General features: G+C 41.1%; 2 protein-coding genes and 1 pseudogene. All 3 read right to left on the reverse strand.

Translation table 11 applies throughout. The features are described 5' to 3' along the window. Positions 1 to 710: pseudogene (locus BANA01_RS28780) on the reverse strand (hypothetical protein); the annotation flags it as partial. Between the two features lie 40 nt (positions 711 to 750). Beyond that, on the reverse strand, positions 751 to 1,593 hold the full coding sequence (locus BANA01_RS28785; RefSeq protein WP_063255660.1) for a hypothetical protein: 843 nt from the start codon (positions 1,591 to 1,593) through the stop codon (positions 751 to 753). A 182-nt stretch (positions 1,594 to 1,775) separates the two neighbouring features. Beyond that, entirely contained in the window at positions 1,776 to 2,285 is a 510-nt protein-coding gene (locus BANA01_RS28790) for a DoxX family membrane protein (protein ID WP_063255661.1), read from the reverse strand. Between the last annotated feature and the right edge of the window lie 342 nt (positions 2,286 to 2,627).

Here is a 2,627-nt window from a genome sequence, read left to right on the forward strand (position 1 = left end):
TCTTCTTCATCTGCTTCAGCTTCTTCATCATCTTTAGTTTTTACGATTGCGTCTTTTTCAAACTTGATGTTTTCGGAATCGGAATCTTCATCCTCATCTTCTTCATCTTCAATTCTAACAACTGAGTCAGAGTCAGCATCTACAGTTTTTTCTTCATCTTTTGCCGCGTCATCCTCAACTTCCGTTTTTACAGCTGCAGCTTTTTCAACGTCAACTGCTTCTTCAGTTTCAGATTCTGCATTGGTAACTGCTTCCGTTTCATCAGTTACAACTTCAGGTTCAATTTCAAGGACAGGTGTTTCCTCAACTTGTACTGCTTCCTTTACTTCCTCTTCCACAACCACATTTTCAGGGATTTCTCCAGTTCCATGTACAGCTGAATTTGGGGCTGCATGCAATTTTGCAGTTTCGCTTGCATGTACGCTCGCCTGTGACTTACTAGCCTTTTCTTCGTTAGGCTTTACTTGTGAGCTCACTTCATTCTTTGCTTGTACAGCTGGTGCTGCCGGAACAACTGGCTTAACATTTACATTTACATTTACATTAACATTTGCGTTATTCGATGGTTTCACTTGAACCGGATTTCCAGCTTTAGCGTGATCGGGGCCTGCGGCTTCCGTAAATTGACCTCCTGCAAATAGTCCAAATGATAAGGCTCCTGCAAGTACAAAAGATTTAGCAACTGTATTAGGGTTTAAGTAATGTTTCATTTTTTAAATTCGCTCCTTTTATTATCATGATCCGTGGCTTTTAGCTGCGGGTAACATTGGTTAATAAAGGAGCTTTTTGTGGTGGTGGTGCAGGTGGAGCATTCACCCATTGAGTATTCATTAAGGCTTGCCTGGAAAGATACGGCTGAACAAGTTTGATTTCAAAATAAGGATTCCATTCCATCCATTTATCCAACAAGCTATTATACGCTACGCCATGATTGACCCGGTCATTTGATTGACCCCCTGAACTGTTGCTTCTCTGTGTTTGATTCAGCGCTTGGTTCATCTGAGGAATCTCTCCCTTGCTGACAGGAGTTTTCTGAGGCTCTTGCACAACGGATTCTGATGTTGCAATGTCTATGTCTTCCTCTTGTATGTACACACTATGATCAACTTTTTCGACTTTCACTTCACGATCAGTATCTTGCATAGAATGTTTAGGATTCAGCTTTTCTACTGTAGGAATCGCCTGGACAGCCTCTGCTTGTTTAGGAACGTTGACCTGAACAACCTCCTCAGCCTTCTTTACCACCGACTTCGCATTTTCATTTGCCTGCTCTGGCAGACTTTTTTCCAATGCAGGTTGATTTGGTGTATTTTGGGCTGGGCGCTGTTTTGCTTGTGCTTGGTTCTCACGAGCATGCTCAGGGATTACCTTGTTCAGCGGTTGCGTCTCTTTATCCTTTGCTGGTACTGGTACTGCTATTGTTACCGGTTCTGGTTTTGAGGCAGGTGCTGGTATGGCAGCATGTTCCGGTATGGAAGCAGGAGCTTGTCCTTTTTCAGGACGAAGTTCATTCTTCTCAGCAAACGCATTGTCTGGAAAACATATCGCCGCACTAACGAGAAGTGCTGATAGAACAAATTGGCGGAAGTGCACGTTTTCACCCCCTTTCAATAAATCGTTGCATTCACGGACAAAATTCGTGCAAATTCTTGGTTTTTTGTCGTCTTTTCTAAAAAACCATTCTTTTCACCCAATTCCGCCTTCCATTATGGGTAATTTTTAACGCAAAAAAAAGACGATCCGGGGGGAACGAATCGTCTCTTTGTACCTATTAGTTAGGCTGCTGCATTATTTTTACTAGCATAAGTCTTTGCTGTTTTACGGATGAATGGTACTACCCAGCGGTCTAAACCATATTTACCAGCGTTGAAGCCTGCTGCTAAGATGATGAAGCCTAAGAAAATATCTGTTGGGTTATGTGATATAGTTCCTGCTAAGAAGAAAGAGAAGTTCATCACTAGACCAAAGAACATGGCTGCTGTTGTTAAACAGCCTAATAGAAGTCCTAAACCGATTAATGTTTCACCCCAAGGAACGATGAAGTTGAACACATCGATGTTTGGTAAAGCAAAGCTTTCTAAAAAGTTAACATACCAGCTATAAACCATGTTGCCATCTGGACCTTTTACTGGATTAGCAATCGCTCCTTTTAGGAATCCAGCTGCGTCAAATCCGCCTGTAATTTTATGAAAACCAGCTGTGAACCAAGAGTAACCAAGATATAAACGAATAACAGTTAAAATAGCTGCTGAGATTTTATTTTCTCTTAAAAATTTGTTAAACATAAGTCATTCCGCCTTTCAAAATTTGGCTGTTCTTTATACTTACACTATATTGGATTTTGTTGGTTAATAACATGGGTATAGTGTTAAATTCACAGTTTGTTTGAAATGTTATGACGGAATGTTGAACAGCTACCTATTCACGACTTAAACTATGAAATGAGATTAGAGCTCAAGAGTTGGGTAAGGCTAAAACTTTGGGCGGCACGTGCGATTTATCTCAAGTTCCTGGATTGAGGACATTTCCTTCTTCTCAATCGTCCAATTTGTACTCAAGATCCCGCATTGAGGACATTTCCTTCTTCTCAATCGACCGATTTGTCTTCAAGACCCTGTATTGAGGAC

Source organism: Neobacillus niacini NBRC 15566 (genome assembly GCF_001591505.1).
Classification (GTDB): domain Bacteria; phylum Bacillota; class Bacilli; order Bacillales; family Cytobacillaceae; genus Neobacillus; species Neobacillus niacini.

What these genes read in the sequence shown, in the direction of transcription:
- BANA01_RS28790 (WP_063255661.1), bottom strand. Translation starts at nt 2,285, where the DNA reads ATGTTTAACAAATTTTTAAGAGAAAATAAAATCTCAGCAGCTATTTTA.